Source organism: Saccharothrix sp. CCNWYY140, assembly GCF_037401995.1.
In the GTDB taxonomy this organism is placed as follows: domain Bacteria; phylum Actinomycetota; class Actinomycetes; order Mycobacteriales; family Pseudonocardiaceae; genus Actinosynnema.
This window is the reverse complement of sequence record NZ_JBBEGC010000047.1, coordinates 1-23,586: the sequence shown is the minus strand read 5'-3', so window position 1 is coordinate 23,586 and position 23,586 is coordinate 1. Positions and strand designations below refer to the sequence as shown.

Sequence of the window (23,586 nt, the reverse complement as noted above, 5' to 3'; positions counted from 1 at the left end):
CGCTGGCTCGCTGACCGCGGTGGCTCGCTGACCGCGCCCGCTCGGTGACCGCGCCTGCTCGCTGACCCCATTGGCCCGGTGGCGGCGCTGGCCGGGTGATCGCGCTGGCCGGGTGATCGCGCTGGCTCGCCGGCCCGCGCTGGCCCGGTCGCCCGCGCTGGCTCGATGATCGCGCTCGCCTGGTGAGCGGGTTCGCCTGGTGAGCGGTCCGCCGGTGTGCAGTGACCGGGTCCGCCCAGTGGCCGCGCCCGCCCGGTGATCGCGGTGGCTTGGTGATCGCGCTCGCTCGGTGGCCGCGTCCGCCCGGTGGCCGCGTCCGCCCGGTGGCCGCGTCCGCCCGGTGGCCGCGCTCGCCCAGTGAGCGCATCTACCCGGTGAGCGGGTTCACCCCGTGACCGCGCCCGGCGACCGCGCCCGGTGGCCGCGCCCAGGGTGGTCGGTCCGGGGACTGTGTCCCGGTGGCCGGGTCCTGAGGGCGGGGGCTGAGGGGCGAGGCTGGGGTTGGGTTCAGGGGGTGCGTTTGGTGGGGACGGGTTTGGAGGGCGTTCAGGGGGTCTTGTGGGCCTGGGCGGTGTTGCTGGTCGTTCAGGTTGCCGTGCCGCCCCCGTCCGCCGTTCCTAATTACGGTATCGCGTGAGATCCCCGAAAGTTGCAGATCGCGCATGTCACACGATCGGGTGCTCGTCGTGATGGTCCGTTGGTCACCGCGGGCAGGGGGCGGTGGCGTTAGATGGTGATGGCGCTGTCGCCGTCTACTTGTTGGGCGTGGTCGTCGTCGAACCAGTGGCCGCCTTCTCCCAGGTAGCGGAAGCGGTGGGTGCCGGGGGGCAGGATCACTGTTACCGAGCGGGTGCCGTCGCGGCGGGGGACGAGCTCGTGGATTCCTGGGGTCCAGTTGTTGAACGAACCCACGACGCTGACCGGGCCGTCGGGGGCGTTTGCCGGCAGTGAGAAGGTCACCCGGCGTTTTGGTCCGAACAAGCGCGTGCTGCGGAGCATTGTCCTCCCTCGGTGGTCGACGACGCGTGCGGTCGATCTTGTGGGGTCTGGCGGCACCCTAGCGTTCCGGGGCTACGTCGGTGTTTCAAGTGGACGGTCGCACGGTTGAGTGGCCCACGATCGGGCGAATGGTGAGGGAGAGACGGATCACAAAGCTGCACGTGCTGCAAAGTTGCAGTGTGTGCAGGTTTCTTCGTAACCTGTTCGGGTGAAGAGTGAGCCGGGGTTGCGTGACCGCAAGAAGCGGCTCACCCGAGCTGCACTGTGTCGGGCGGCCGTGGCGTTGGCCGCTGAGCGCGGGCTGGATCATGTGACTGTCGAGGACATCAGTGCCGCTGCCGACGTCTCGCCGCGCACGTTCTTCAACTACTTCTCCAGCAAGGAAGAGGCCGTTGTCGGGCCGGACCCCGAGGTGGGGGCGCGTCTGCGGGACCGGGTCGTCGGGCAGCCCGCCGGAGTTAGCGCGGTTGGTGCGGTCAAAGCGGCGCTGATCGACGAGGTGGCCGAGAACCTTGCCGACGACCGGGAGTTGTGGTTGCTGCGCATGAAGGTCGTGCAGCAGCACCCAGACCTGCTCGCGCGGGCGTTCGCGGGTGGTGAGGACGTGGAGCGCCGGCTCGCCGAAGGGGTTGCACAAAGGGTCGGTCGGGGCTCGGACGAGGTTTATCCGATGTTGCTGGCCGCCGCCGCGGGCGCCGCGTTCCGGGTCGCGGTCACTCGCTGGTCCACAGTGGACGAACCGCTGGAGGCCCTGCTCGGGGAGGCGTTGGACCTGCTCGCCGCCGGTCTGGCCGACCCGCCCAAGTCGTGACGAAAAGAAAGAACCGGAAAAGAGAGAATCGAGGGGGGAAGATGTCCGCTGAGACGACCGAGCAGCACGAACGGGACGAACAGCACGAGCAGACTGCGAAGCGCAAGGACGTGGTGCAGGCCATGTCGGGGCTGATGCTCGGCATGTTCATGGCCATCCTGGCGTCGACCATCGTGTCCAACGCGCTGCCGCGCATCATCGCCGACCTGCACGGGTCGCAGTCGGTCTACACCTGGGTGGTCACCACCGAGTTGCTGGCCATGACCGCGACCGTCCCGCTCTGGGGCAAGCTGGCCGACCTCTACAGCCGCAAGCTGCTGATCCAGCTCTCCCTCGGCATGTTCGTGGTCGGCTCGCTGATCGCGGGCTTCTCGCCCAACGTCGAAGTGCTCATCGCCAGCCGCGTCGTGCAGGGCCTGGGCGCGGGTGGCATGACGGCGTTGGCCACGATCGTGATGGCGGCCATGATCCCGCCGCGCGACATGGGCAAGTACGCGGGTCTGTTCGGCGCGGTCTTCGGGGTCGGCACGGTCGCCGGGCCGCTGATCGGCGGTGTCATGGTCGACACCTCCTGGCTGGGTTGGCGGTGGTGCTTCTTCATCGGTGTGCCGTTCACGTTGGCGTCGATCTTCCTGCTCCAGCGCACCCTGCACCTGCCCGTGGTCCGGCAGGAGGTGAAGATCGACTGGCTGGGCGCGGCGCTGATCGTGTCCGGCGTGTCGACGCTGCTGGTGTGGACGACCTTGGCGGGCAACCAGTTCGAGTGGGTGTCCGGCTGGTCGGCGCTGATGGTCGTCGGCGGCCTGGTGCTGCTGGCGCTGGCCGTGTGGGTGGAGTCGCGGGCGGCGGACCCCATCGTGCCGCTGTCGATCTTCGCCAACCGGACGGTGTCGCTGACCACGCTGGCCAGCGCGCTGGTGGGCGTGGCGATGTTCGGCGGCACGGTGTTCCTGTCGCAGTACTTCCAGATCGGCCTGGGCAAGACGCCCACGCAGGCCGGGTTGATGAGCCTGCCGCTGATCTTCGGCCTGCTGGTGTCCTCGACGGTCGCCGGCGGTCTGATCACCAAGTTCGGGCGCTGGAAGGTGTTCCTGGTGGCGGGCGGCGCGGTCATGGTCGGCGGCATGGTGCTGCTGGCCACCATCGACGCGCGGACCAGTGTGTTCGTGGTGTCGGTGCACATGGCCGTGCTGGGTGTCGGTGTCGGCATGCTGATGCAGAACCTGGTGCTCGTCGCGCAGAACGACGTCCCCGCGAAGGACCTGGGCGCGACCACGTCCACGCTCACGTTCTTCCGATCGCTGGGCGGCGCCATCGGCGTGTCGGTGCTGGGGGCGGTGCTGGCCAACAAGGTGACCAGCCTGTCCGCGGAGAAGTTCGGCCCGGCGGTGGGTGGCGGGACCAACGAGGTGCCCGACCTGAGCAAGCTGCCGCGTGAGGCGTTGGTGATCATCCAGGACATCTACGCGACCGCCACCGCCGAGCTGTTCCTGATCGGGGCCCCGATCGCCGGGCTGGCGTTGGTGGCGGTGCTGTTCATCAAGGAGAAGCCGCTCAAGACGCAGAGTGGTGACGAGCGTCTGGCGGCCGAGCTGGCCGGGAGCCACTAGGTCGTTGGCCCAGGCCGGCGGTTGACCAGCGGTCTAAGTTATGCCGCATGACCCGACCGCCTGGACTGCGGGAACGCAAGAAGCTCGCGACCCGTACCGCGCTGGCCGACGCCGCGCTCCGGTTGTGCCTGGAGCGCGGCGTCGACGGCGTGACGGTCGAGCAGGTGGCGCACGAGGCCGGGGTCTCCCTGCGCACGTTCTTCAACTACTTCTCCTCGAAGGAGGAGGCGGTCGTCGCGGGTGACGTGGCGACCGCGGAGGCTTTCGTCCGGGCGTTCGGCGAGCGACCGGCGGACGAGCCGGTGTTGGAGGCCCTGCGCCGGGCGCTGGTGGACATCCTTCCGGAGCACGTGGACCGGGCGAAGCTGGAGCAGTTGAGGTTGTTGCGTCGGACGCCCACGCTGCTGCCGGCTCAGCTGGCCGCGTTCCACGCGCAGGAGCGGGCGTTGGCGGGGGTGGTGGGGGAGCGGGTGGGGGTGGATCCGGCGGCCGACCTCTATCCGGTGATGTTCGCGGCGACCGTGATGGCGTCGGTGCGCGTGGTGGTCACGCAGTGGCTGGATACCGGCGACCAGCGTCCGTTGGCCGACCTGGTCAACGTGATGATCGACCAGTTGGACACCGGGTTTCGTCGGTAAGAGCTTGTCAGTCCCAGGCCACGGGCAGGCTGTGGACGCCGTAGACGAGCATGTCGCTGCGCAGTGGGACTTCTGTGGCCGGTAGGTCCAGGCGCAGGTTGGGTAGGCGGCGGAGCAGTTCGGTGAAGCCGACGGCCATTTCCACTCGTGCCAGTTGTTGGCCCAGGCATTGGTGGATGCCGTGGCCGAATGCCAAGTGGGAAACGCGGGTTCGGGACACGTCCAGCTGGGTGTGGTCGCCGTAGGTGCGGGGGTCGCGGTTGGCTACCGGGACGTTGATGAGCACCGTTTCGTCTGCCGGGATCCGAACGCCCGCGACCTCGACCTCTTCCAGCGTGGTGCGCACTGGACCCAGGTGGACGATCGACAGGTAGCGCAGCAGTTCTTCCACGGCGCTGTCGATGAGGGACGGGTCGGTGCGGAGCTTGTCCAGTTCTTCCGGGTGTTCCAGCAGGGCGAAAGTGCCCAGGGCGAGCATGTTCGCCGTTGTCTCGTGGCCGGCGATCAGGAGCAGCAGGGAGATACCCACCAGCTCGTCGTCGGTCAGGTCCGGTGCGGAGGTGATCAGGCCGGACAGGAGGTCGTCCGTCGGCTCCTTGCGCTTGGACCGGATGAGGGTGTGCATGAAGGCGCGTAGTTCGTCTGCGGCCCTGACGACGTCCTCCGCCGGGGCGCTGAGGCGCAGGAGGGTGCTCGACCGTTCCTGGAACTGGGCGCGGTCTTCGTAGGCGACACCCAGGAGTTCGCAGATCACCAGGGACGGCACCGGGAGCGCGAAGGCCTGCACCAGGTCGGCCTTGGTGCCGTTGGCCAGCATGGCGTCCAGGTGTTCGGTGACGATCTCCTGGATGCGCGGGGTGAGCTGGCGCATCCGGCGCACGGTGAACTGGCCGGTCAGGAGCCTGCGGTAGCGGGTGTGCTCGGGGGCGTCCATCGCGATGAAGTTGCCCGCGCGGACGGCCGGGTCGGTCATCCGCCGCCGCAGGGTCTCGGGCAGTTTGCGGAGCACCCGTTCGCTGCGGAAGCGGTCGGAGCTGAACCTGGGGTCCGCCAGCACGGCACGGGATTCCTCGTGGCCGGTGATCAGCCAGGCGGTGTCGCCGTCGCCCATCGTCACCTGGTGCACGGGGCCCCGCGCGCCCATCTCGGTCAGGCGGGTCGACGGGTCGAACGGGCAGCCGGGGGTGCGCTCGGTGTACTCGGCCGGCAGTCGCAGGGCCAGGCGGTCCTGGCTGGGTCCCCGGGAGGCGGTGGGGCTGGTCATCCGCGCGTCCTGTTCCCGACCCGGTGGCGTGAGCGGGTCGTTGCTCAGGGTGTTGGTAACCCACGGTACCGACGAACCTGCACGGCGTGCACGTTTATTCCTGGGGAAACTTGCACGTTGAGCAAGTTTGATAGATGCTTGTGCTAAGCAAGCATTCGGGAGGTCGGCGTGGACCCCAACGGTGAGCTGGTCGACCGGCTCCGCGACCTGATGAAGGTCGTGCGGCGGCTCAAGCAGGAGAGCACCGGCCACTACCCGGCCGTGCCGACCGGGCTGGTCGCCACCTTGACCTTGATCGACCGGTCGAGCGGGTGCCACGCCAAGGAACTGGCGCTGCGCACCGGCCTGGACCAGTCGACGGTCAGCCGCGCGGTGGGCACGCTCGTCGCGCACGGGCTGGTGGAACGCCGCGCCGACCCGGACGACGGGCGGGCCGGCGTGCCGGCCGTCACCGACGCCGGGCACGCCGTGCTGGAGCAGGCCCGCGGGTGGTACGACGACCTGCTCTCCCGAGCGCTCGCCCACTGGGAACCGGCCGAGGTGGACGCGGTCAACGCGGCCCTGGGCCGGCTCACCGCCGATGTCGAAGCCGCGTTGGAGGCAAGCTGATGACGAGCACCCGGGAGCGGGTCGAAGCAGTGCCGATGAGCCACCGGCAGATCATGGAGGCGCTCAGCGGGCTGCTGCTCGTGCTGTTCGTGGCGATGCTCAGCGGCACGGTGGTGTCGACCGCGCTGCCGCAGATCATCGGCGCGCTGGACGGGTCGCAGGCGCAGTACACGTGGGTGGTCACCGCGACCCTGCTCGCCGCCACCGCCAGCACGCCGGTCTGGGGCAAGCTCGCCGATCTGTTCGACAAGAAAACGATCGTCCAGGTCGCGATCGTTGTGTTCGCGATCGGTTCGATCATCAGCGGGTTCGCGCAGTCGGCGGAGCAGTTGATCGCCGCGCGGGCGTTCCAGGGGATCGGTGTCGGCGGGTTGCAGGCGTTGGTGCAGGTGGTGATCGCGGCGATGATCCCGCCCCGCGAACGCGGCCGGTACAACGGCTACCTGGGCGCGGTGATGGCCGTGGCGACGGTCGGCGGACCGTTGCTGGGTGGTCTGATCGTGGACACGTCCTGGCTGGGCTGGCGGTGGTGCTTCTTCATCGGCGTGCCGGTGGCGCTGATCGCGCTGGTGGTGTTGCAGGCGACGCTGAAGGTGCCGTCCGCGCGGCGGACCGGCGTGAAGATCGACTACCTGGGCGCGGGGCTGATCGCGGCCGGCGTGTCGCTGCTGCTGGTGTGGATCTCGTTCGTGGACGGCTCGTTCGCCTGGATCTCGTGGCAGAGCGGCGCGATGGTCGGCGGGTCGGCGCTGCTGCTGGCGCTGGCGGTGTTCGTCGAGTCGCGGGCGCCGGAACCGGTGGTGCCGCTGGGGATCGTCCAGCAGCGGACCACCGCGCTGGCGATCCTGGCCAGCGTCGCGGTGGGCATGGCGATGTTCGGCGGCGCGGTGTTCCTGGGCCAGTACTTCCAGATCGGGCGCGGCTACACGCCCACCGAGGCCGGGTTGCTGACCATCCCGATGATGGCGGGCGTGCTGGGCGCGTCGGTGGTGAGCGGGCGGCTGATCACCCGCAGCGGGCGGGTCAAGCCCTACATCGTGACCGGCGCGGTCGTGCTGGTGGCCGGGTTCGCGCTGCTGGGCGTGGTGGACCACGAGACGTCGCTGGTGTTCGTGGGCGGCGCGATGCTGCTGGTGGGCGCCGGGGTCGGCATGAGCATGCAGAACCTGGTGCTGGCGGTGCAGAACACCGTGCCGCTGCGGGACATCGGCGCGGCCAGCGCGACCGTCGCGTTCTTCCGGTCGCTGGGCGGCACGATCGGCGTGTCCGTACTGGGTGCGGTGCTGGCGCGGGACGTCGCCGACCGGATCGCCGGCGGGCTGCGCGAAGCCGGTATCCCGGCGAGCGGGACCGGTGGCGGCAGTCTCAACCTCAACGCGTTGCCGGAGTCGGTGCGGCACATCGTGCGCGCGGCCTACGGCGACTCCACCGGGCACGTCTTCACCATCTCGGCGTGCATCGCCGTGGTCGGAGTGGTGGCGGCCCTGCTGCTCAAGCCGATCGTCCTGCGCTCCAGCCTGGACCTCGACCGCAAGTGACCCGCGGGTTGGACCTCGTGGTGGGCCGTGGGCGAGGATGGCCGCGATGGCCGCGATGGCCGCCGAGACCCGATTGGGCGCACCGTGACGAAGGTCGGACTGGGCACGATCGCCCGGGAGTGGGGACGGATCGGGTGCATCGGGTTCGGTGGTCCGCCCGCGCACATCTCGCTGCTGCGCGACCTGTGCGTGACGCGGCGCAAGTGGCTGGACGAGGCCGAGTTCGAGCACGGCATCGCGGCCACCAACCTGCTGCCCGGACCGGCGTCGACGCAGCTGGCGATCCTGTGCGCGTGGCGGCTGCGCGGCACGGCGGGCGCGCTGGTGGGCGGGTTCTGCTTCATCGTGCCCGGACTGGTGGTGATCCTCGCGCTGGCCGCGCTGTTCCTGGCCGCCGACCCGCCCGCGTGGGTGACCGGTGCGGCGGCGGGCGCGGGCGCGGCGGTGCCGGCGGTGGCGCTGCACGCGGCGTGGGGCCTGGTGCCGGGCAGTTGGAAGCGGGTCACCGAGCGGGCCGGGCGGTTGCGGTGGGTCGCCTACCTGGTCGCCGGGGCCGTCGCGGCGGCGGTGACCGGGCCGTGGCTGGTGCTGGTGCTGCTGGTCGCCGGGTTGGTCGAAGTGTCGGTGCACGCGCCGTCGGGACGGCGGGCGTGGCCGATCGTGCTCGCGCTGCCGGCGACCGGCGGGGGACTGCTCGGCGTGGCGTGGGTGGCGACCAAGGTCGGCGCGCTGTCCTACGGCGGCGGGTTCGTGATCATCCCGCTGATGCAGCGCGACGCCGTCCACACCTACGGCTGGATGACCGACGCCCAGTTCCTCAACGCCGTGGCGCTGGGCCAGATCACGCCCGGACCGGTCGTGCAGACCGTCGCCGTGGTCGGGTACGCCGCCGCCGGGCTGGTCGGCGGGCTGCTGGCCAGCGTGGTCGCGTTCGCGCCGTCGTTCCTGTTCGTCATCTTCGGCGGGCCGCGGCTGGAACGCCTGCGGGACAACAGGAAGGCCCAGGCGTTCCTCACCGGCGCGGGCGCGGCGGCGATCGGCGCGATCGGCGGGTCCACGCTGCCGCTGGCCCTGTCGCTGCACGAGCCGTGGCAGTTCGCGGTGCTGGGCGGCGCGGTGCTGTGGCTGCTGGTGCTGCGGCGCGGGGTGGTGTCGGCGCTGCTGGTGGCCGGGGTCGCGGGGGCGTTGATCAGCCTGCTGTGACGCTGCCGTGGTAGAAGTACTCGCCCAGGCCCACGGTGAACATCAACAGCCCGTACAGGGCGTGCTCCACCGACACCACCAGCAGTGACCGCGTCTGGCGGTAGCGGGAGGCGAAGATCCAGCCGCCCGCGGCCGACAGCACGACCGCGACCCAGTTGCCGAACGCGATGTGCGCGAACCCGAAGGCCAACGCGCTGGCCGCCGCCGTCCCGGTCGGGCCGAACACCGGTTCGTAGCGGTGGAACAGGAAGGCGCGGAACAGCAGTTCCTGCGGGTACACGCTGAGCAGCGGGTAGAGCACGATCAGCAGCACCCACAGCAGCGGCCGTTCGCGCGGCAGGACCAGCAGCGTCGCCGGGGTGAGGACGGCGACCGCCGCCACGCACCCCGCCGCCGTGAGCGTCCAGAGCGTGAGCATGGGCCGCCACTGCGCCTTGAGCGCCTCGGCACGCCAGAACGAGCGCCGGTCGAACCCCGTGCGCAGGAGGTGCCACACCGCCGCCGCGCCCAGCACCAGCAGCACCGGGATCGGGCTCGTGCCGCGCCACAGCAGGGTGTAGGCGACGACCAGGCCGAAGAACACGACCGCGAACTCGGTGCGCAAGTACCAGCGGGATGCGGGTTTCAGCCGTACCGGAACGGACACGGGCCGAACGCTACCGACCGGCGGGTGGCGCGCGGGTTAAAGCGACGTGTCGGACGTGTTCCGCAAGGATCGGAGCGGAAGGTGCATGTGCACCGTTAGCATCGCCCCACCCCCGGTGGTGCCGGGGGCGAAGGGGGACGGTGGGGATGACGACCGGGGAGGTCCCGGCCGCACAGCTCGTGGGCGAGGACGTGGAGGTCGTCGGCGCCCGGGTCACCGGTGTGCTCGACCTGACCGACGCGCCACCGCGCACGCTGCGGTTCGTGCGCTGCCGGTTCGACGAGCCACCCGTGCTCAGCGGGGCGTCGGTGCGGGGTCTGGAGTTCCACGGGTGCGAGCTGCCCGGCCTGGACGCGCGGCGGCTGCGGTGCCGGGGTGACGTGGTGCTGGCGGGCACGGTGGTGGCCGGTGTGGTGGAGCTGGGCGACGCCGAGGTGGGCGGCGAACTGTCGTTCGAGGACAGTCGGGTCGGCGCGGTGGTCGCGCGGCGGCTGTGCGTGGGCGGTGACGTGCGCCTGGCGGGCGCGGTGCTGGGCGAGGTCGACGACGTGTCCCTGGACCTGCGGGGCGCGCGGGTCGGCGGTGGCGTCCTGGGCGAGAACGAGTTCCGCATCGGCGTCACGGCCGAGGGCGCGGTGCTGCTCGGCGACGCCCGGCTGGGCGGTGCGCTGTGCCTGCGCCAGTCGCGGTGGGGAGCCCTGGACGCCGACCGTTCCCGCGTGGTCGGCGACGTCGACCTGACCGAGGCCCAGGTCCGCTCGCTGTCGGTGGTCGGCGCGTCGGTGGGCGGGTCGCTGGTCCTGGGCGCGGCCCAGGCCGAGGAGGTGTCGCTGGACCGCGTCCGGGTGGCCGGGCACGTGCACCTGGCCTTCGCTCTGGTGCGTTCGGGCGTGACGCTCGTGGACGCGAGGATCGGCGGTGACCTGCGGGCGTCCCGGGCCGAGCTGCGCGACCTCGTCGGCACGCGCGCGAAGATGACGGGTGACGTGGACTTGGGGCAGGTGCGCGGCGAGGGTTCCGTGCGACTGTCCGCTTCGGACGTGGGCGGCAGCCTGGACCTGGCCGGCGCGAACCTGGCGGGCGTGCTGGACCTCAGCGCAGCGCGCATCGGGGACGAACTGAAGATGGGCGACTTGGCGGTCGAGGGCACCGTCGACCTGTCGGGTGCGTCTGTGCGCTGCCGCGTGGACCTGCGCGGGGCGCATTTGGGCGCGAGTCTGAACGCGTGCGGCTTGGTGACCCGGGACCTGCGGTTGGCGGTGGAGGACCCACCACAAGGCCGGGTGGACCTCCGCGACGCCCGCTGCGCCACTTTGCGTGACAACGGCGCGTTCTGGTGCGCCCGCGGCGGCGTGGACTTCACCGGCTTCGACTACCGCCGCTTGGAGCCGCGGTTGGCCGACCGGGCAGCCGTCCGCCGCCGCCTGTCCCAACTCGGGAAGGCCGCCGTCGGCTTCACGCCGGACGCGTACGACCGGCTGGCGGAGGTGCTGCGGTCGGAGGGGCAGGAGGCGGGGGCGGCGGCGGTGCTGGTGGAGAAGCATCGGCTGCACTACGCCGAGCGGGCGCGGTCGGCGGGGTGGGCCGGGCCGGCGGTGACGGCGTGGAGTTCGGTGGTGCGGTCGCTGACGGGGTACGGGTACCGGATGGGGCGCGGGGTGGCGACGTTGCTGGCGGTGGCCGCGTTGGTGGTCCTGCTCGTGCCTTAATGGCCGCCGCAGCATTCGTGGGGGTCGGGGGACTCGATGGGTCGCAGGACGCCGCCCGCCGCGCGTTCCACCAGCAGCACCAGGCGGCCGTCCATGAGCGTCGGACGGAGGAATGCCTGGGTGTCCACCAGGTCGGAAGCCGCAACCGGGACACCGACACCCACGACCTCCTCCACCGCCGACTCCGCCACGATCGCGCCCGCCGCGTGGACGCCGGTCAACGCGTCCTGGCCGGGGAACCGGATGCACCGGCCCTCCGCCGGCGGCCCCTCGACCTCCTCGGCCCGGCCGCCCAGCACCAGCCCGTCCCGAGGCCCGGTGACGAGCGCGGTCACGGCGAGGCGGGACACCGGGGTCGAGCAGTCCACGGTGGTGAAGGCCAGGGTGGGCCGGAAAGGGGCCAGGGCGGCCAGGAGCAGTGCGTCCGCGTGCGCGGCGCGGTGCCCGAGGGGTTCCGCGGGCACCGCGTGCAGCCACCAGCTCATACGACGTCGATGAACACCGGGTTCGCGTAGAACCACAGGTCCGTCCACGGGTCGGCGTCGCCGACCACGTCCATCACCGGGCCGCCGTCGGAGGTCAGGCGGTTGCCGTCCGAGCCGCGCAGGCGCAGGTAGAAAGCGTTGTCCACGTTCCGGAACGTGTGTGTGAAGCGGACGGTCCCGCGAGCGGTCCGGGCGACCTCGAAGGTCTTGAGGACCGAGGTGTGCGGGGCCGAGAAGGAGTCGCGGTCGGCGGTCGGGCCGGTCACCGGGCCGCCGATCAGGTCCACCTTCGCCAGGCGCGGGATCGAGCCGCCGAAGTTGGGGCGCATCGCCAGGCGCACCTCGATGGTGACCTCGACGTCGGCGCCGCGGGTGACGAAGGTCCGGCCGCCGACCGTGACGCCCCGGCCGTCGAGGTCCGACCGGACCCGCAGGTCCAGGCCGTCCACCAACCGGCCGTGCACGGCCAGCACCTTGCCGCCCTGCAACCCGCGCATGACGTCCACATAGGACCGCGACGCCGCGCCGACCAGGGTCGAGCTGTAGAAACCGGGCCAGTAGTCCCCGTAGACCTGGGGCTTGCCGGTGTCGACGGGTGCGCCGCGGGTGCCGGTGGTGTTGTGGTCGCCGGTGCCGGGGGCGAAGGTGTCGAGGTGGTTCTGGTGGCTGTCGGAGGTCGCGGTGACCCACCACGGCCTGCCCTCGGCCAGCAGCGAGTCCCACAGGCCGCCGACCTTCGCGGTCATCCAGTCGAACCCGCCGTACGTGCGGTACGGGTTCTCGGTGGCCGTGGGGGCGTAGCCGGGGAAGCTGTCCTGGTTGGGGGAGGCCTCGTAGAAGCCGCGCGCGCCCGCGCGGCCCGTCGCCAGGCCCGCCGCCTGGTGACCGGGCGCGCCCTCCATGCCGACCGCGACGCCCGGCGCCGCGTCCCGCCAGCCCCGGATCTCGTGCGGGCTGTCCACACCGCGCCGGGCCGGGTGGTTGGCGAACATCAGCGCGATCTCCGTGCGGCCGGACAGCACCTGGGCCTCCAGGTAGCGCAGCGCCGCCAACGCGTACGGCTCACCGTCCGCGCTGGTCGCGCGGGCGATCAGGCCCTTGCCGCCGCGGTCGACGGGCGTGGAGAGCACACCGCCGTCGTAAGCCGCCTCGAACGCCCGCAGGATGTCCACGGTGGACCGGCCCGGCGGCAGGAACACCGTCGCGTGCTCGGCGCCCGGGATGTTCCACTCCAGGCCCTGGTAGACCAGGGTGCCGCGGTGCTGCGCGCGGGCCTTCTCGATGTCGGGCGCGACGAGGTCGACGGAGAACTTCTGGTGCGCCACGCCGCCGTGGTCGGTGATCACGACCCAGTCCAGGCCGTGCTCGCGGGCCTTGGCGACCTGCTGGGCGACCTCGTACTGGCCGTCGGGGGAGTACTTGGTGTGGATGTGGTGGTCGCCCGCGAACCAGCGGTCCCGCGCACCCCACGGGTTGACCGGGCGGCGGTCCTCGTGCGCGGCGGCGGGGCCGGCCAGCGCGGTGGTTCCCGCGGCGGCGATCCCCAGGCCGGCCAGGAACCTGCGGCGCGCGACCGACAACGGTCGGTCGTCCTCGTCCTCGTGCCACTCGGCGGCTTCGTGGTGGTGGTGGTCGTGGTCATGCGACATTTGCGCGACTCCCGGTGTCCGACGGCGCCCGCGCAGGAGTATTCGTGGGGTCTTCGGCGGCCGGCGCGGGTGGAAGCGCGAACATGGGGTGAACTCCCGGTGTGGGGAGCCTCGCGCTGAGGCCCGGCGGACCGGCGAGCACACTGAAGGACGTGGAAGGCAAACGCAGGCGTGGTGAGCTGCGCATCTACCTGGGCGCTGCGCCCGGTGTGGGTAAGACGTTCGCCGTGCTGGGGGAAGCGCACCGCCGCCGTGAACGGGGCACCGACGTGGTGGTCGGGCTCGTCGAGACGCACGGGCGCGAGAAGACCGCCGAGCTGCTCACGGGTCTAGAAGAGGTGCCACGGCGGGTGCTGCGGCACAAGGGCGTCGAATTCGCCGAGATGGACGTGGACGCCGTGCTCGCCCGTGCGCCCGAGGTCGCCGTAGTGGACGAACTCGCCCACACGAACATCCCCGGCTCACGCAACACCAAACGCTGGCAAGACGTCGAAGAGCTGCTGGATGCGGGCATCGACGTGCTGTCCACGGTCAACGTGCAGCACCTGGAGTCCCTTAATGACGTCGTCGAGCGCATTACGGGCGTCCGCCAGCAGGAGACCGTGCCCGACGAGGTGGTGCGGCGGGCGGAGCAGGTCGAACTGGTCGACATCACGCCCGAGGCGCTGCGTCGGCGGCTCGCGCACGGCAACGTCTACGCCGCCCACAAGATCGACGCCGCCCTGGGCAACTACTTCCGGGTCGGCAACCTCACCGCGTTGCGCGAGCTGGCCCTGCTGTGGGTGGCCGACCAGGTCGACGTCGACCTCCTGCACTACCGCCACGAGCAGCGCATCACCGACACGTGGGAGACCCGCGAACGGGTCGTGGTGTCGGTCAGCGGCGGTCCCGAGAGCGAGACCCTCATCCGGCGCGCCCGCCGGATCGCGGCCCGGGCCGGCGCGGAGCTGCTGGTCGTCCACGTCCTGCGCGGCGACGGGCTGACCGGCGTCTCGCCGCAGTCGCTGGCACGGGCGCGCAAGGTCACCGACGACGTGGGCGCGACCTTCCACACCGTCGTCGGCGACGACGTGCCGACCGCCCTGCTGGAGTTCGCGCGCGGCGCCAACGCGACCCAGCTCGTGCTCGGCACGTCCCGGCGCTCGCGGCTGGCGCGGGTGTTCGACGAGGGCATCGGCGCGGCGGTGATCCAGGCGTCCGGGCCGATCGACGTGCACATGGTCACCCACGACGAAGCCCGGCGCGGACCCCGCTGGCGGGTCGGCCGCAGCCCGTTGACCCGCACCCGGGTGCTGCTGGGGTGGCTGCTGGCGGTGCTGTTGCCGTTCGCGGTCACCGGGGTGGGCGTGGCCTCGCGCGAGGAGCTGACCTTCTCCACCGACCTGCTCGGCTTCTTCCTGGTCACCGTGGTGGTGGCGCTGGTGGGCGGGCTGGGGCCGGCGGTCGGCGCGGCCCTGCTCGGCGCGGGCTTGCTCAACTTCTTCTTCACCGCCCCTTACTACAGCCTCGCCGTGGCCACGCCGGAGAACCTGGTCACGCTGGTGGCGATGCTGGTCGTGGCCGTGCTGGTGGCCCTGGTGGTGGACCGCGCCGCGCGGCTGGGCGAGCAGGGCGCGCGGGCTCGGACCGAGGCCGCGCTGCTGGCCTCCTACGCCCGCACCGTCCTGACCAGCCCGTACCCGCTGGCCCGGCTGCTGTCGAAGGTGCGGGAGAACTTCGCGCTGGAGTCGGTGGCCCTGCTGGAGCGCCGCGACGGCGGCTGGGAACGGGTCGCGTGCGTCGGGCCGCGACCGTGCGAGGACCCCGACGACGCCGACGTGGACGTGCCGGTGACCGGTGACGTGCACCTGGCGCTGCGCGGCCGGACCCTGCCCGCGAGCGACCAGCGGGCCCTGGAAGCCGCCGCCGGGCAGGCGCTGATGGCGCTGCGGCAGCAGCGGATGGCCGCCGAGACCGCCGACGCCCAGCGCCGCGCCGCGACCACCGAGCTGCGCACCGCCCTGCTCTCCGCCGTCGGCCACGACCTGCGCACCCCGCTGACCTCGATCAAGGCCTCGATCGGCAGCCTGCGCGCGCAGGACATCGAACTGTCCGAAGAGGACACCGGGGAGCTCCTGGAGGCCATCGAGGTCTCCGCCGACCGGCTCACCGGCCTGGTGGACAACCTGCTCGACTCGTCCCGCCTGGCCACCGGCGCGGTCGCGCCGCTGCTGCGGGCGGTGACCTACGACGAGGTCGTGGCGCGGGCGCTGGCCGGCATCGACGACCGGCGGTCGGTGGCGGTGGACGTCTCCGAGGGCCTGCCGGCCGTGCTCGCCGACTCCGGCCTGCTGGAACGGGTCGTCGCGAACGTCGTCGACAACGCCCTGCGGCACGGCCGGCTGACCCCGCGCCGCGTGGTCGACGTGGACGGCGACGGCGCCATCAGCGCCGACGAGCCGGAGATCGCCGTGCGGGCCAGCGCCCACGGCGACCGCGTCGAGCTGCGGGTGGTCGACCACGGGCGCGGACTGCCCAAGAACACCGCGGAGGCCGTGTTCGCGCCGTTCCAGCGGCTGGGGGACCGGGACAACACGCCCGGTGTCGGGCTGGGGCTCAGCGTGGCCAAGGGTTTCGTGGACGCGATGGGCGGGTCGATCGCCGCCGAGGACACACCCGGCGGCGGACTGACCATCGTGATCTCCCTGCCGGTCGCGGAGATGGCGGTCGCATGACCACCGTGTTGGTCGTGGACGACGACCCGCTCATCGTGCGCTCCTTACACATCACGCTCACCGCGCACGGGTTCGACGTGCTGACGGCGGCGGACGGGGCGTCGGCGTTGCAGGCGCTTCCCGGTGCGGACGTGGTCGTGCTGGACCTCGGGTTGCCCGACCTGGACGGGATCGCGGTGATCGGGTCGGTGCGCGAGCGGTCGACCGTGCCGATCGTGGTGCTGTCCGCGCGGGTGGACTCGGCGGACAAGGTGGCGGCGCTGGACGCGGGCGCGGACGACTACGTGACCAAGCCGTTCGGGGTGGACGAGCTCCTGGCCCGGCTGCGGGCGGCGGTCCGGCGGACCACCTCGCGCCCGACCGGTGAACCACCCGTGCACACGGCGTCGTTCACCATCGACCTGACCGCCAAGCGCATCCACCGCCCCGACGGCGACGTGCACCTGACCCGGACCGAGTGGGCGCTGCTGGAGGTGCTCGTGCGCGCGGGCGGCGAGCCGGTGGCAGGTCGAGAGCTGCTGGCGAAGGTGTGGGGCGCCGGCCACGAGGACGCCGGCCACTACCTGCGCGTCTACCTGGCGCAATTACGCCGCAAACTGGAGCCGGAACCGTCACGCCCACGGCACCTGATCACCGAACCCGGCCGGGGCTACCGCTTCCAACCGTGAACCGCGTGTGACACCGGGCCGGTGGGCCGGTCGGAGTCGGCGGGACCGACCCGGTGTGAGCACGCTTGCGTGTGGTCGGGTGGAAGGGGGAGTACCCGACGCACCAGGTGGTCGTGTGGCCACGGGGCCGGGTTCCACGGTGTGTCCTGCGTCACTGCTTTATCCGCGAACACTTCGGGATCCCGCTGAACCGGACGGAACACCGGCCTCGTAGAGCAGTCGCGGAGCCGGGGCGGCTCCCGTTCGGCGACGGCACCGGAGAACCCCGGGTGGCCTGGCAGGGCTGCGCCGTCGACGGACGCGGGGGCCGAGGGTCCGCATCACCCTCGGCCCCCGGTATTTCCGTGGAGAACCCACCTCGGCAGCACCCATACTGCCGCTCGTGCACCCGTCCCGCAGCAAAGCCGACCTCGTGGCCGCCGTCGAGTCCGGCGAGCGCCTCCGCTTCCTGTTCTTCTGGAACCAGAACACACCGGGCGCCACCGTGCACAAGGGCTGCCTGAGCCAGTGGTACCCGTCCCCGTTCACCGCGGAGGGCCACACCTTCGCCACCGCCGAGCACTACATGATGTGGCGCAAGGCCGTGCTGTTCGACGACGACGAGACCGCGAGCCGCATCCTGGCCGCCGGGCACCCCCACGCGGCCAAGGACCTGGGTCGCCGGGTGCGGGGGTTCGACCTGGCCACCTGGGAGGCCGAGCGCTTCGGCATCGTGGCCGAGGGCAGCACCCTGAAGTTCGCCTCGACCCCGGCCCTGCGCGAGTACCTGCTGGGCACGGGCGCGCGGGTCCTGGTGGAGGCGAGCCCGCTGGACCGCGTGTGGGGCATCGGCCTGACCGAGGACGACCCGCACGCCGCCGACCCCGCGCGGTGGCCGGGGGAGAACCTGCTCGGCTTCGCCCTGCACGAAGCCCGCGCCCGCCTGCACCGCCCCACCGCGGCGTCCCTGCTCAGGCGGCGGTGACCGGGCGTGAACCGCCCTTCACCCACCCCACCGAACCGGGCTTGCGGGCCTCGCGGCGGATCTTGAGCAACCCGAGCTTGTAGGTCAGCTCCTTGTACGCCGCGCCGACGCGTCCGCCGAAGTAGACGTTGATCGGGGTGTCGTCCTTGCGGGCGAACTGGCGCAGCGCCGCGCGTTGGCCGAGGCTGACGCACGACCCGACGAAGGCCACGTCGAGCGGCTTCGGCGCGGTGCCCGCGATGCGGCTGAGCACGGTGTCGGCGGCCTGCGCGCCCAGCGGTCCGGCGGCCTGGCAGCTCATCCGCAGTGGCGCGCCCGAGGGCGCGGCGGCGTCACCGGCCGCGACCACCCGGTCGTCGTCGACGCTGGTCAGCGTCTCGTCGGTGAGCAGCCGGCCGAGGTCGTCGGTGCGCAGACCGCTGTCGGCGGCCAGCGCGGGCACGGCGAAACCGGCCGTCCAGATCGTCACCGCGCTCGGGTGCACGGCGCCGTCGGCGAGGACGACCGAGTCCGACCGGACCTCGGCGACCTTGTTGTCCTCGACCACGGTGACGCCGTGCCGGGACAGCCACTTGGCGACGTAGCGGCGGCCCGAGCCGCTCAGCGCGGGGGCGAGCGCCCCGCCGCACACCAGGGTCACGACGCGTCCGCGTTCGGCGAGTTCGGCGGCGGTCTCGATGCCGGTCAACCCGCCGCCGACCACCGTGACCGGGGCACCGGGACCCACCTCGTCCAGCGCGCCGCGCAGCCGTCGCGCCGACTCCAGGTCGGCGGCGGAGACCGCGAACTCGGCCGCGCCGGGCACCGCCGCCGGCACCGCGCCGGTGCTGCCGACCGCGTAGACGACGTAGTCGTAGTCCAGCGTCCCGCCGGAAGCCAGCCGCACGGTGCGGGCCGCGGTGTCGATGCGCGTGGCGGTGTCGACGGCCAGGCGGACGTGCTCGTCCAGCAGCGTGCCGAAGTCGTGCGTGGCCTCGCCGGTGCCGGCCACGAACTGGTGCAGCCGGATGCGGTCGACGAAGGTCGGGCGCGGGTTGACCAGCGTGATGTCCACGTCGTCGCGCACCCGCAGCCGGTTGGCCGCCAGCGCGCCGGCGTACCCGCCCCCGATGACGACGACCTTGTGGTGACTCATGGTTCCTCCCCTTTCGTGTGCCTCACCGGTACGACCGCGCAGCACCCCGGAACGTCAGGCGCCTGACACCAGGCGGGGCTGTCCGGTCGAACTGGTAGGACAAGGCACGACCCAGGGGGAGCCAGATGACCAGCCGGCCCGAAACCGACCGAGCAGACCCGGACCTGAGCGTGGTCATGGGCGAACGCCGCCGGCTGATCAACCTGGCGTACCGGCTGCTGGGGTCGCTGGCCGACGCGGAGGACGTGGTCCAGGAGACCTACGCCCGCTGGTACGCGATGTCGGAGGCGGAGCAGCGGGCCATCGAGTCGCCGGGCGCGTGGTTGAACAAGGTGGCCGGTCGGCTGTGCCTGAACGTGCTGTCCTCGGCGCGCGTGCGGCGGGAGACCTACGTGGGGGAGTGGGTGCCCGAACCGCTGCCCGACCCCACCGAGTGGATCACCGGCCGGCCCGCCGCCGACCCGGTCGACCGGGTCACCCTGGACGAGTCGGTCAGCATGGCGTTCCTCGTCGTGCTCGACGCCATGACCCCGGCCGAGCGCGTGGCCTTCGTGCTGCACGACGTGTTCCGCTACTCGTTCGCCGAGGTGGCCGACATCGTGGGCCGCACACCGGGCGCCTGCCGCCAACTCGCCTCCTCCGCCCGCCGACGCCTGCGCGACGCACCACCCCCGACCACCCCGGCCGCCCGTCAGGCCCGGATCGTGCGCGACTTCAAGCAGGCCTTGGAGTCCGGCGACGTCAAGGCCCTCGTCGCCCTCCTGGACCCGGACGTCACCGCGATCGCCGACGGCGGCGGCCTGGTCACCACCACGCTGCACCCGGTCGAGGGCGCCGAGGGGATCGTGCGCTCCCTGCTGCGCTTCCAGTACCGGCTGCGCGGCCTGACGCTGCTGGAACGCACGGTCAACGGCCAACCCGGCCTGATCGCCCAGCAGGACGGGGTGACGGTGTCGGTCTACGCGTTCGAGGTGGCGGACGACCGGATCAAACGCATCTGGGCGGTCCGCAACCCGGAGAAGCTCCGCTCCTGGACGACCGACTGACCGGGGGGCGATGTAAGCCGGTTGTAAGGAACCCGGCGCATGCTGGAGGCGTTCGCAGGCGACGGCAACCGTGGAGCCGGGCCCGCACCGGACGCGAAGGGGGAGCCGTCCGGCGCGGGGGAAAACCGGAACCCGCCCGGTCGCGTCGGTACTCCCGGCCCGCACCGCCCGCGAACCCGGAGGCGGTCGCCGTGGCTGTGCCGGCGCTGGCCACGGCCGACCCTCCGGTCCTGTCGCGGTGTGCCCATCGGCCTCCCCGGACCGAGACCTCGGGAGGAGTCGTGACGACCGGTCGTCTGTTACCCGGTGTCTTCGCCGAAGAACGGCACCTTGTGCCCGCCGGCGCGCCCACCCACCACTCCGCGCACCTGGGCGACCGCTACAGAGCGGTGTGCCGCGCGCTGTGCATCCCGGCCGACTCGGGCGGCTGCGACACGTGGCGCCGCTGGCCGATCTGCCCGAACTGCGCCCGGCACCTGCTGGGCGTCGCGCTGATCCCGCTGGACGCCTCGCTCAACTGAGAAACCGCCACCCAGACGCTCGCGCACTCCGGACCAGAGCCACCCGCGCAGGAACCGTCGCAAGAGCCGTCCGCGCAGAGCCCGCAAGAGCCGTCCACGCGAGAACCGCCGCGTGAGAACCGCCGTCATCCGTCGGACGGTGGCCACCGACCGCCGTCCGGTGGCCGCCGTCCGGCGGTCCCCGGGTCCGCGGCACGTCGCCGGTGTCGGGTTTCGGCACGCGCCCGGCCGGGAATCCAGGTGGCGGCGAGCGGGGGAGCGCTCAGCCGCGCGTCAGTCGCGTTCCGGCCGCTGCGGTGGTCCGCGACTCAGTAGCCGCGGTAGCCGGTGCCGGCGTTCAGGGAGACGAGGCCGGGGTGGCGGTCGAAGCCGCCGTAGCGGGCGTAGGTGTAGCGGACGCCCGCGATGATGTTGTCGACCGGGTTGAAGATGTCGTCGTGGCCGGGGAGCTTGTAGGCCTGGAAGGTCGGGTCGATGCACTGCATCAGGCCCTTGGACGGCGTGCCGCGCGCGGCGTTGGAGTCCCAGTTGTTCACGGCGTTGGGGTTGCCGTTGGACTCCTTGTGCACGATCGTCCAGATCTCGTCGACGGCGTCGTTGGTGATCGGGGTGCCGTTGGCGGCCAGGATCGCGATCGCCTCGCGCGCCCAGGCCTCGACCTGGCGCTGCGTTGGGGACTTGCGGGCCTCGGCGGCCTCGTGGGCGGCTCGCGCGGCGGCCTCGGCGGCGGCCTGCTGACGGGCCTGGTAGCCGCTCTGGGCGAGACCGCTGGCCTGGTTGAAGGCGTGCAGCGCGGTGAGCTGCTCCTGGCGGATGATCCGGGCGGTCTCCGAGCCGAGCTCGACTGCGTGGATCGTGTCGACCTTGCCGGTGCGGACGTTCTCGTCGGGCAGTCCGCCGAACTCGGCGCCGCCCGCCATCGGGTTGAGGCTGCCGCTGGTCACGGCGTGTGCCGCGGCTCCGGCACCGGTCACGATGCCCACCGCGACGGCAACGCCGGCGAGTCTTTTGGGCAACTTTCGGTCGGGTTCGGCGCGGTGCGCGCCGATGTATCCCGGTGCGGCAGCGCTGACCGTGTAGACGGTCGGCTCGTCCGCCCGGGACTTCCTATGGCGAGCCAAGGGAAGTGCCTCCTGCGTCGGGGAGCTCCACCACCGGCCACCTGGCGGGGGATCCAGGTCGGGAAGCAGTCCGGGGGATGACTGCTCGCCCGTGTCCGGCCGGTGATAGAACCGTTATCTGGCGGCCCGGAACGTAACCGTTGGTCACGCGTCGGGGCAAGATGAGTGCCAATGGTGGTGACGCAGGTCACGTTTGTTGACCGTTGTGCTACTCACAGTCAACAGAATTCCCTTGAAGGGCGAATCAGGGTCCAGTACGGTGATCGGCGGTATGGGGATCTTGTACTTCTTCCTGTGATCGGTCGCCGATCCGCGTAGAGCAACGCTCCGCGGCGGCTCACTCCGCAAACCTTCCACCGATCGACTCGGTCGCTGTCCGTGCGCGCCGAGAACAGGAGCCCGCCTTGCGCACCGCGCAACCCCCACAACTGTCCCTGCACGACGTCACCAAGCGCTTCGACACCCGGGTCGTGCTCGACCGCGTCACCCTCGCTGTGAAGCCGGGGGAGAAGGTCGGCGTGATCGGCGACAACGGGTCCGGCAAGTCCACCCTGCTGGCCCTGCTCGCGGGCCGGCTGCGCCCCGACCACGGCGAGGTCACCGCGGTCGCGCCCGGCGGCGTCGGCTACCTGCCGCAGACCCTCGACCTGCCGCCGCACGCGACCGTCGCCGACGCGGTCGACCTGGCCCTGGCCGACCTGCGCGCCCTGGAGGCCGAGATCCGGCGCCTCGAACTCGACCTGACCGACCTCGCGGGGTACGCGGCGCTGGTCGAGCGGTTCGAGGCGCGCGGCGGGTACGAGGCCGACACCAGGGTGGACATCGCCCTGCACGGCCTGGGCCTGCCGGGCCTGGACCGCACCCGCCCGCTGGGCACCCTGTCCGGCGGCGAGCGGTCCCGGCTGGCGCTGGCCGCCACCCTGGCCGCCGCCCCCGAACTGCTGTTGCTGGACGAGCCGACCAACGACCTGGACGACCGGGCCGTGGCCTGGCTCGAACAGCACCTCCGCGCCCACCGCGGCACCGTCGTGGCCATCACCCACGACCGCGTCTTCCTGGAACGCGTGACCGACACCGTCCTGGAGGTCGCGGAGGGCGGGGTGCGCCGCTACGGCAACGGCTACGACGGCTACCTCACCGCCAAGGCCGCCGACCGGGCACGCAGGCTGCGGGAGTACGAGGAGTGGCGCGTCGACCTGGCCCGCCACCGACGCCTCGCGTCCACCAACGTGGCCCGCCTGGCGGAGATCCCCCGCAAACTGCCGCTGGCGGTCTTCGCCGCCGGCCCGTTCCGAGCACGAGGACGGGGCCACGGGGCGATGAGCCGCATCCGCAACGCCAAGGAACGGGTGCACCGACTCACCACCGACCCCGTCACCCCACCACCGGACCCGCTGCGCTTCACCGCGAAGCTGGACGCGCTCGCCGCCAACCCCACCGATGACACGCTCGCCGCCGATCCCACCGATCACGCGCTCGCCGCCCCCACCGATCACGCGCTCGCCGCCGACCCCACCGATTTCGTCGGTACCCCGTGGGACAATGGAAGCGGGGGCCGGAGGCCGGCCGTCGCCGCGCTCGCGGACGTCCGGGTCGGCGACCGGCTGCACGTGTCCGAGCTGGTCCTGGGTCCGGGCGAGCGCCTCCTGGTGACCGGTCCCAACGGCGCCGGCAAGACCACCTTGGTGAAGGTGCTGTCCGGCGAACTGATCCCCGACACCGGCGACGTGCTCGTCCCGGCACGCGTCGGACACCTGCGGCAGGACGACGTGCCCCTGCCGCGCGGGACGACCGTGATCGAGGCCTTCGCGGCCGGCCGCGGCGACCCCGAGGAGTGGACGGACCGGCTGCTCGCGCTCGGCCTGTTCACGCCCCGGGACCTGCGGCTGCGGCTGGGCGAGTTGTCCTACGGGCAGCGGCGGCGCGTCGAGCTGGCGCGGCTGGTCACCGAGCCGGTGGACCTGCTGCTGCTCGACGAGCCGACCAACCACCTGTCCCCGGGCCTGGTCGAGGACCTGGAACACGCCCTGGCCGACTACCCGGGCGCCCTCGTGGTGGTCACCCACGACCGCCGCATGCGCGCCCGCTTCACCGGCCGCCGCCTCCACCTGGACCGGGGGATGGCGCAGACAACCTGACCCGCCCAGCCCGGCCCGCCCAGCCCGGCCCGCCCAGCCCAGCCCAGCCCAGCCCGGCCCGGCCCGCCCGGCCCAGCCCGGCCCGGCCCGCCCGGCCCAGCCCGCCCAGCCCGGCCCG

The 23,586-nt window shown here is 72.2% G+C and carries 19 protein-coding genes and 1 pseudogene; 13 read left to right on the top strand and 7 right to left on the bottom strand.

Annotation, left to right across the window (positions count from 1 at the left end; genetic code table 11):
* Nucleotides 1–726 precede the first annotated feature (726 nt).
* Nucleotides 727–960, bottom strand: a complete 234-nt coding sequence (locus tag WBN91_RS21170; protein ID WP_443217765.1) for an isoamylase early set domain-containing protein — start codon at nt 958–960, stop codon at nt 727–729.
* A 247-nt stretch (nt 961–1,207) separates the two neighbouring features.
* Between WBN91_RS21170 and WBN91_RS21165 the strand changes: the two genes are divergently transcribed.
* Genes WBN91_RS21165 through WBN91_RS21155 form a run of 3 tightly spaced genes read left to right on the top strand, consistent with a single transcriptional unit; the run spans nt 1,208 to nt 4,058 of the window.
* Nucleotides 1,208–1,810, top strand: coding sequence for a TetR/AcrR family transcriptional regulator (locus WBN91_RS21165; protein WP_337725527.1), 603 nt, complete (start codon nt 1,208–1,210; stop codon nt 1,808–1,810).
* A gap of 41 nt (nt 1,811–1,851) precedes the next feature.
* The gene (locus tag WBN91_RS21160) at nt 1,852–3,420 is read left to right on the top strand and encodes an MDR family MFS transporter (RefSeq protein ID WP_337725528.1); all 1,569 of its coding nucleotides are present in this window, start codon (nt 1,852–1,854) and stop codon (nt 3,418–3,420) included.
* Between the two features lie 47 nt (nt 3,421–3,467).
* Nucleotides 3,468–4,058, top strand: coding sequence for a TetR/AcrR family transcriptional regulator (locus WBN91_RS21155; RefSeq protein ID WP_337725529.1), 591 nt, complete (start codon nt 3,468–3,470; stop codon nt 4,056–4,058).
* A 7-nt stretch (nt 4,059–4,065) separates the two neighbouring features.
* Here WBN91_RS21155 and WBN91_RS21150 read toward each other — a convergent pair whose 3' ends face one another.
* Nucleotides 4,066–5,322 (bottom strand): cytochrome P450, encoded by a 1,257-nt coding sequence (locus WBN91_RS21150; protein ID WP_337725530.1) that lies wholly within the window; start codon nt 5,320–5,322, stop codon nt 4,066–4,068.
* A 168-nt stretch (nt 5,323–5,490) separates the two neighbouring features.
* Here WBN91_RS21150 and WBN91_RS21145 point away from each other — a divergent pair, with 168 nt between their 5' ends.
* From WBN91_RS21145 to chrA, 3 genes are all read left to right on the top strand, one after another.
* Nucleotides 5,491–5,931: a MarR family winged helix-turn-helix transcriptional regulator gene (locus WBN91_RS21145; protein WP_337725531.1), complete on the top strand. Its 441-nt coding sequence runs from the start codon at nt 5,491–5,493 to the stop codon at nt 5,929–5,931.
* Nucleotides 5,931–7,469, top strand: a complete 1,539-nt coding sequence (locus WBN91_RS21140; RefSeq protein WP_443217764.1) for an MDR family MFS transporter — start codon at nt 5,931–5,933, stop codon at nt 7,467–7,469. The genes WBN91_RS21145 and WBN91_RS21140 overlap by 1 nt, the downstream gene beginning before the upstream one ends.
* An 84-nt stretch (nt 7,470–7,553) precedes the next feature.
* Complete coding sequence (chrA, locus tag WBN91_RS21135) at nt 7,554–8,672, top strand: chromate efflux transporter (protein WP_337725532.1); 1,119 nt, start codon at nt 7,554–7,556, stop codon at nt 8,670–8,672.
* On the opposite strand, the gene WBN91_RS21130 is transcribed toward chrA, so the two are convergent.
* Nucleotides 8,659–9,318, bottom strand: a complete 660-nt coding sequence (locus tag WBN91_RS21130) for a CPBP family intramembrane glutamic endopeptidase (protein ID WP_337725533.1) — start codon at nt 9,316–9,318, stop codon at nt 8,659–8,661. The genes chrA and WBN91_RS21130 overlap by 14 nt on opposite strands.
* A gap of 146 nt (nt 9,319–9,464) precedes the next feature.
* Here WBN91_RS21130 and WBN91_RS21125 point away from each other — a divergent pair, with 146 nt between their 5' ends.
* Nucleotides 9,465–11,027 (top strand): hypothetical protein, encoded by a 1,563-nt coding sequence (locus WBN91_RS21125; protein ID WP_337725534.1) that lies wholly within the window; start codon nt 9,465–9,467, stop codon nt 11,025–11,027.
* Here WBN91_RS21125 and WBN91_RS21120 read toward each other — a convergent pair.
* Nucleotides 11,024–11,512, bottom strand: coding sequence for a hypothetical protein (locus WBN91_RS21120; RefSeq protein ID WP_337725535.1), 489 nt, complete (start codon nt 11,510–11,512; stop codon nt 11,024–11,026). The two genes, WBN91_RS21125 and WBN91_RS21120, sit on opposite strands and share 4 nt — an antisense overlap.
* Complete coding sequence (locus tag WBN91_RS21115) at nt 11,509–13,161, bottom strand: PHP domain-containing protein (protein WP_337725536.1); 1,653 nt, start codon at nt 13,159–13,161, stop codon at nt 11,509–11,511. The genes WBN91_RS21120 and WBN91_RS21115 overlap by 4 nt, the downstream gene beginning before the upstream one ends.
* Before the next feature lie 143 nt (nt 13,162–13,304).
* Here WBN91_RS21115 and WBN91_RS21110 point away from each other — a divergent pair, with 143 nt between their 5' ends.
* The 3 genes from WBN91_RS21110 (at nt 13,305) to WBN91_RS21100 (ending at nt 17,507) form a co-directional block, all read left to right on the top strand.
* On the top strand, nt 13,305–15,875 hold the full coding sequence (locus WBN91_RS21110; protein WP_443217766.1) for a DUF4118 domain-containing protein: 2,571 nt from the start codon (nt 13,305–13,307) through the stop codon (nt 15,873–15,875).
* Nucleotides 15,872–16,543: a response regulator gene (locus WBN91_RS21105; RefSeq protein WP_337725538.1), complete on the top strand. Its 672-nt coding sequence runs from the start codon at nt 15,872–15,874 to the stop codon at nt 16,541–16,543. The genes WBN91_RS21110 and WBN91_RS21105 overlap by 4 nt, the downstream gene beginning before the upstream one ends.
* Nucleotides 16,544–16,925: 382 nt before the next feature.
* Nucleotides 16,926–17,507, top strand: coding sequence for an NADAR family protein (locus tag WBN91_RS21100; protein WP_337725539.1), 582 nt, complete (start codon nt 16,926–16,928; stop codon nt 17,505–17,507).
* On the opposite strand, the gene WBN91_RS21095 is transcribed toward WBN91_RS21100, so the two are convergent.
* Nucleotides 17,494–18,642 (bottom strand): NAD(P)/FAD-dependent oxidoreductase, encoded by a 1,149-nt coding sequence (locus WBN91_RS21095; RefSeq protein WP_337725540.1) that lies wholly within the window; start codon nt 18,640–18,642, stop codon nt 17,494–17,496. The two genes, WBN91_RS21100 and WBN91_RS21095, sit on opposite strands and share 14 nt — an antisense overlap.
* Before the next feature lie 125 nt (nt 18,643–18,767).
* Here WBN91_RS21095 and sigJ point away from each other — a divergent pair, with 125 nt between their 5' ends.
* Both sigJ and WBN91_RS21085 read left to right on the top strand, forming a co-directional pair.
* Nucleotides 18,768–19,688 carry an RNA polymerase sigma factor SigJ gene (sigJ, locus tag WBN91_RS21090; protein ID WP_337725541.1) on the top strand — a complete coding sequence of 307 codons (921 nt, stop codon included), beginning with the start codon at nt 18,768–18,770 and terminating at the stop codon, nt 19,686–19,688.
* 281 nt (nt 19,689–19,969) lie between these two features.
* The gene (locus WBN91_RS21085) at nt 19,970–20,209 is read left to right on the top strand and encodes a hypothetical protein (RefSeq protein WP_337725542.1); all 240 of its coding nucleotides are present in this window, start codon (nt 19,970–19,972) and stop codon (nt 20,207–20,209) included.
* 308 nt (nt 20,210–20,517) lie between these two features.
* On the opposite strand, the pseudogene WBN91_RS39195 reads toward WBN91_RS21085, so the two are convergent.
* Nucleotides 20,518–20,868 (bottom strand): annotated as a pseudogene (locus tag WBN91_RS39195) (transglycosylase SLT domain-containing protein); the annotation flags it as partial.
* A gap of 866 nt (nt 20,869–21,734) precedes the next feature.
* Here WBN91_RS39195 and WBN91_RS21075 point away from each other — a divergent pair.
* A complete protein-coding gene (locus WBN91_RS21075; protein WP_337725544.1) occupies nt 21,735–23,468 on the top strand; it encodes an ABC-F family ATP-binding cassette domain-containing protein in 1,734 nt (577 codons plus the stop codon).
* Nucleotides 23,469–23,586: the final 118 nt, after the last annotated feature.